General features: G+C 43.5%; 5 protein-coding genes. 1 reads left to right on the plus strand and 4 read right to left on the minus strand.

Annotation, left to right across the window (positions count from 1 at the left end; translation table 11 throughout):
* Positions 1–24 precede the first annotated feature (24 nt).
* The 3 genes from ybeY to miaB all read right to left on the minus strand — a co-directional run bounded on the left by ybeY (position 25) and on the right by miaB (position 3196).
* Positions 25–486 carry an rRNA maturation RNase YbeY gene (gene ybeY, locus WR49_RS15225; RefSeq protein WP_017056794.1) on the minus strand — a complete coding sequence of 154 codons (462 nt, stop codon included), beginning with the start codon at positions 484–486 and terminating at the stop codon, positions 25–27.
* Positions 487–1608, minus strand: coding sequence for a PhoH family protein (locus WR49_RS15230; protein ID WP_017056795.1), 1122 nt, complete (start codon positions 1606–1608; stop codon positions 487–489).
* Positions 1609–1771: 163 nt separating this feature from the next.
* The gene (gene miaB / locus WR49_RS15235) at positions 1772–3196 is read right to left on the minus strand and encodes a tRNA (N6-isopentenyl adenosine(37)-C2)-methylthiotransferase MiaB (RefSeq protein ID WP_046224575.1); all 1425 of its coding nucleotides are present in this window, start codon (positions 3194–3196) and stop codon (positions 1772–1774) included.
* A gap of 308 nt (positions 3197–3504) precedes the next feature.
* Between miaB and WR49_RS15240 the strand changes: the two genes are divergently transcribed.
* A complete protein-coding gene (locus WR49_RS15240) occupies positions 3505–4680 on the plus strand; it encodes a 2-octaprenyl-3-methyl-6-methoxy-1,4-benzoquinol hydroxylase (protein WP_046224576.1) in 1176 nt (391 codons plus the stop codon).
* A 69-nt stretch (positions 4681–4749) separates the two neighbouring features.
* Here WR49_RS15240 and WR49_RS15245 read toward each other — a convergent pair whose 3' ends face one another.
* Positions 4750–5796 (minus strand): lactonase family protein, encoded by a 1047-nt coding sequence (locus WR49_RS15245; RefSeq protein ID WP_046224577.1) that lies wholly within the window; start codon positions 5794–5796, stop codon positions 4750–4752.
* Between the last annotated feature and the right edge of the window lie 204 nt (positions 5797–6000).

The raw sequence follows: 6000 nt of genomic DNA on the forward strand, positions 1-6000 counted from the left end.
GCAATCTACTTTACTAGAATCAATTTACTTTTCTAGAATGTAAGGGTCTTCAAAGCCCATAGTTTGCATGATTTCTGTCTCGAGTGACTCCATCTCTTCAGCTTCATCATCTTCGATATGATCATAACCTAGCAGATGGAGGCTACCATGTACAACCATATGAGCCCAGTGTGCTAACAGAGGCTTATTTTGCTCTTCTGCTTCTTTCTCGACAACTTGGCGGCAGATAATAAGGTCGCCCAGTAGATCTAACTCGATCCCAGGAGGAGCCTCGAATGGAAAAGACAACACGTTAGTCGGTTTGTCTTTTCCACGGTATTCATGATTGAGCTGGTGGCTTTCTTCTGTATCTACGATACGAACTGTCAACTCGGCGTTCTCTTGAAACTGAGGAATTGTCTTGTCTAACCAAAGCTGAATATCTTGTTCGGTTGGGAGACCTTGCTCATTTTCGACCGCTAATTGCAAGTCTAGTTCAATAGACATCTATTTATCACCTTGCCCTGTAACCGCTGAACTATTTTGTGTTGCTAGTTGTGTCGTCGCTACTTGTTGAGCCTCAAGAAGTTTGGCTTCGCGCTCTTCACGTTTACGCTTTTCAAACTCTTTGCGTTCTTTCTGGTCTTTCGCTTCCCACTTCTCGTATGCGTTGACGATACGAGCAACCACTGGATGACGAACGACGTCCTCAGACATGAAGAAGTTAAAGCTAATGTCATCAACTTCACTGAGCACTTCGGTTGCATGACGTAAGCCTGATTTTGCACCACGAGGTAAATCGATTTGCGTTATATCACCCGTGATCACAGCGCGCGAGTTAAAACCGATACGGGTTAAGAACATTTTCATCTGTTCAACCGTGGTGTTTTGGCTCTCATCAAGAATGATAAACGCATCATTCAGTGTACGGCCACGCATGTAAGCCAGTGGCGCAACTTCAATCACGTTACGTTCAATCAACTTTTCAACACGTTCAAAGCCAAGCATTTCGAAGAGTGCATCGTAAAGTGGACGCAAATATGGATCGACTTTCTGGCTTAAATCACCAGGAAGGAAACCAAGTTTCTCACCGGCTTCAACAGCAGGGCGAGTCAGTAGAATACGGCGAACCTCTTGGCGTTCGAGTGCATCGACAGCTGCCGCAACGGCTAAATATGTTTTACCAGTTCCTGCTGGACCGATACCAAAAGTGATGTCATGAGTCACCATATTCATTAGATACTGTGCTTGGTTTGGCGTACGAGGTTTGATGACGCCTTTTTTAGTCTTAATGGTGACTTCTTTGCCGTAGTCAATTTCAGACTCGACGTGTTGTTCCAAAATACCAGACTCGGTGATCGCCAGGTGCACTTGCTCTGGTTCGATATCGATTATGTTGCCTTTAACTGGAGCCGTTTCAACATAGAGGTGTTTGATGATGTCTAAAGCTGCGGCTGTCGTGTGAGGCTTACCGACAATCGTGAAAAAATTGCTACGGTAATTAATCTCAACCCCCAGACGACGCTCAAGATGCTTGATGTTGTCGTCAAATGGTCCGCATAAGCTTGCCAAGCGCTTGTTATCTGCTGGCTCTAGATTTATCTCTAAGGTAACGATTTTATTGCTCAAATTAGCCTCTCATTTTGTGCCACTCACTCTTAAATACAAAAAGAGCAAAAAGCCCGATATAGACCGGGCTTCTGATGGTGATATTCCCTATTTCTAAGATGGTCACTTAGTTAGGTAATTTCAAGCTTTGTGTTTGTGCTTTGTGCTCAAACAGTTGTATTGCTTATGGCGTAAAGGTTGCTACGCCTAGCTCGTCTTCGCGTTTTGTTTTTTCCATCATTTCTGCTGGAGTCATAACAACGCGTAGACCCATGTCTTTTTCTGTTCGAACCAATTCGCCACGTAGTGAGTTGGTGTAAACCTCAGTGATCTTCACATCTACGAACTGGCCGATTAGGTCTGCAGAGCCTTCGAAGTTCACAACACGGCTGTTTTCTGTACGGCCACGCAGTTCCATTAGGTTCTTTCTTGATGGGCCTTCAACAAGGATACGTTGCTCGGTGCCTAGCATTAGACGAGAGAAGCGCATAGCTTGTGTGTTTACCGTTTGTTGCAGTTCGTACAGACGATCTTTCTTCTCTTGTGCTGGTACATCACATGGGTAATCTGCCGCTGGCGTACCTGGACGTGGAGAGAAAACAAAGCTGAAGCTCATATCGAAATCAACTTCTTTAATTAGCTTCATTGTATCTTGGAAGTCTTGCTTAGATTCACCAGGGAAACCAACAATAAAGTCAGAACTGATTTGAATATCAGGACGAGCTTTACGCAGTTTACGGATAATAGATTTGTACTCGATAGCCGTATGTGGACGCTTCATCATCGTAAGAATACGGTCACTACCACTTTGTACTGGTAGGTGAAGGAAGCTCACTAGTTCAGGGGTATCTTTGTAAACTTCAATGATGTCGTCACCAAACTCAAGCGGGTGGCTTGTTGTGAAACGAATACGATCGATACCATCGATAGAAGCAACAAGACGAAGCAGTTCTGCGAATGAACAGATATCACCTTCGTGTGTTGGACCACGGTATGCGTTTACGTTCTGACCAAGTAGGTTAACTTCACGTACACCTTGTTCTGCAAGTTGTGCAACTTCGAACAATACATCATCCATTGGACGGCTAACTTCTTCACCACGTGTGTATGGAACAACACAGTAAGTACAGTACTTAGAACAGCCTTCCATAATTGAAACGAATGCAGTTGCACCGTCTGCTTTTGGCTCAGGAAGATTATCGAATTTTTCGATCTCAGGGAACGAGATGTCCATTACAGGCTTCTCGTTAGATAGTGATGACTTAATCATCTCTGGCAGACGGTGTAGAGTTTGTGGGCCAAAGATAACGTCTACGTACGGTGCTCGTTGACGAATGTGGTCGCCTTCCTGAGTTGCTACACAGCCACCCACACCGATCACCACACCTTCTTTTTTATCTTTAAGCGTTTTCCAACGACCAAGCTGGTGGAATACTTTTTCTTGCGCTTTTTCGCGGATAGAACAAGTATTCAATAGTAGTACGTCTGCTTCCTCAGGTACTTCCGTTAGCTCATAGCCATTTGCAGCGTTAAGCAGGTCGGCCATTTTTGATGAATCGTATTCATTCATCTGACAGCCCCAAGTTTTAATTAGCAGTTTCTTACTCATTATATGTTCGCTCGATCGTTAGTTTAATTTAAGGGAGCAAATCGCCCATTATTCATCCGCCAGCATTGTTTGTCATAATTAGGTATTCAATTTTATGACTGGCTCTAGCGGCAAGCGGCGTATTGTACTGGTTTCAAAACCGACTGACTAGTAGTCTGAACAAATCTCTTATGTAGTGGTTTTTATTATTGTTAACGCCATATACCATAAGGGATAACCCTTTTTTCGAATAAGGTTTTTGGTTACAAGTTAGTTATGAAAAAGTACAATCAAAAACAGTCAAAGAATCAAACTGATAAGTACAAAATATGAACAGTTACGATATTGTGGTAGTCGGTGGCGGCATGGTTGGCGCCGCAACAGCGGTCGGCTTTGCAAAGCAAGGGCTGAGTGTTGCGGTGATCGAAGGTTTTGCCCCACAAGCTTTTGATGAGTCACAAGCGATGGACATTCGTGTGTCAGCGATTTCTCAAGCATCGGTCGATTTACTTGAAGATCTTGGTGCATGGCAAAGTATTGCAGCGATGCGAGTGTGTTCTTACAAGCGTTTAGAAACGTGGGAGCACCCAGAGTGTCGTACTCGATTTGATGCTGCTTCTCTCGATTTACCTCGTCTAGGCTATATCGTTGAGAATAGGCTCATTCAACTAGGGTTATGGTCTCAATTCGATGCCTACGACAATCTCGAACTGTTATGCCCAGAAAAGCTGGATGAGATTGAGTTTGGTGAAACCAATATCGTTAAGCTTCAATCAGGAGCTGAGTTATCAGCGAAGTGGGTGGTTGGTGCTGATGGGGCGAATTCAGCCGTCCGTCAACAAGCTGGAATTGGTATCACGGCTTGGGATTATCGACAACACTGTATGCTTATCAACGTAGAAACAGAACAACCTCAGCAAGATATTACTTGGCAGCAATTTCTACCAAGTGGCCCTCGCTCATTTTTGCCTTTGTGTTCTCTAACCTCTGACGATCAAGAAGTCGGGCAGGGCTCGTTAGTTTGGTATGATTCTCCGCTGCGTATTAAGCAACTGTCAGCAATGACTCCTGAAAAACTACGAAATGAAGTACTTACTCACTTTCCTAAAGAGTTAGGTGATATCAAAGTCTTGAATTCGGGTTCTTTTCCTCTGACACGACGTCATGCTCAATCATACTCGAAGAATAACTGTATTTTAGTCGGGGACTCTGCGCATACGATTAACCCTTTGGCAGGGCAGGGCGTAAATTTAGGCTTTAAAGATGTTGCCGCTCTATTGGATGTGACTAAAGAAAAACGTGAGCTGAATCATTCTGTAGCAAGACGCTATGAGGTTATGAGAAGAGGCGACAACTTGATGATGCAGAGTGGCATGGATTTCTTCTACAAGACATTCAGCAACGACATTGGCCCTCTAAAGTTTGTACGTAATGCTGCACTAAAGCTAGCAGAAAACTCAGGGCCGATTAAAGCTCAAGTATTGAAATACGCGTTGGGCCTTTAAACGGTTACATAAGGTTATTTACATAGAGAAGGAGAGTTGATGATCTCCTTTTTTGTATGGCGTTGGATGCTATAACTGCTGTGTAATACAAACAGGTGTATCGATCTCTAAAGAGTACCCTGTATAAACCAAAGACCCGTCCTCATTATCTCGCTTGAATGATGTGATGTTGTTGGAGTGCTGGTTTGCGGCGATAAGCCATTGTCCACAGTCAGTGATATGAAAGTCGCGAGGAAAGTTACCTTCAGTGCTATAGCTATCAATAAAAATTGGTATTTTAGTCATAGAATCTATTTTGAAGCTACTGATCCTTGATTGATATCGACCAGACACATATAGGAATTGCTCATCTGGCGATAACTTAATTGCAGCTGCGGCTTCTCCCTTCTCCATATTCGGAAGGGCATCTATTTCCTCCACAATGCTCCACACACCTAAAACTTTTTCCAACATGAGTATCGTTTCAGAGAGCTCACAGAGTACGTAGGCCTTATCTTCAGCCTTATTGAAAACCAAATGGCGAGGCCCATTACCTGCTGGCGCTTTAATGGCTTGCATTGGTTCGTCTAGAAACTCTTCCTGTTCTTCGTCAAAGCAATAGAAATTGATTTTATCAGCTCCTAGATCGACGGTGACAAGCTGTGGTGAGTTTTGTAAGAACAGGCACTGATGAGCATGAGGCCCAGTTTGTCGATCTTTGTTCGGCCCCGAACCGACCATTTTGATTGTTTTGAGTCGCTTATCGATATTGCCATTGATACTTAGACTAAAAATATCGAATGTGCCTGATGAGTATTGCGACGTAATAGCAAATTTATTGTTGGGAGCAATTGCGACATGGCAGGGGTGGCTGCCCGAGATAACTCCTGAATTGGTCGTTGTCTTTGAATATGTATTAGGAATATGAAATAGCTGGGGTTGTTTTGGTTGTTCGACTTCAGATGCGGTATAAATTCCAAGTTTTGTCGCTACGACAAAAGAGGGGTTATTACACTCGGCGACAAGCTTAAAAGGTAATAGTTTTCCTGTACCTAAGTCTAACTGAGTTTGATAAACACCTTGGCTTTTACTTGGTGTGTCCGTGTAGCAACCGATCGTTAAAGGGAGGATTTTCATTAGCAGTCAGACTCAGTTAGAAAATGGAGCTGACATTGTCTTATAAAAAGAACGAAAAAGTGAGGAGTGAGAGGGAAATATTTGGTGATTTGGTTAGCAGATTTTCATATTCCAGATAAAACAAAACCCAGCTAAAAAGCTGGGTTTTATAAATGATGGTGCGGTCGGAGAGACTTGAACTCTCACACCTCTCGGCGCCAGAAC

This window comes from Vibrio sp. ECSMB14106, assembly GCF_000972265.1.
GTDB lineage: Bacteria > Pseudomonadota > Gammaproteobacteria > Enterobacterales > Vibrionaceae > Vibrio > Vibrio kanaloae.

Bases quoted from the DNA above. Each gene is read 5' to 3' on its own strand.
- ybeY (WP_017056794.1), bottom strand. From the start codon at position 486: ATGTCTATTGAACTAGACTTGCAATTAGCGGTCGAAAATGAGCAAGGT.
- WR49_RS15245 (WP_046224577.1), bottom strand. From the start codon at position 5,796: ATGAAAATCCTCCCTTTAACGATCGGTTGCTACACGGACACACCAAGT.
- miaB (WP_046224575.1), bottom strand. From the start codon at position 3,196: ATGAGTAAGAAACTGCTAATTAAAACTTGGGGCTGTCAGATGAATGAA.
- WR49_RS15240 (WP_046224576.1), top strand. From the start codon at position 3,505: ATGAACAGTTACGATATTGTGGTAGTCGGTGGCGGCATGGTTGGCGCC.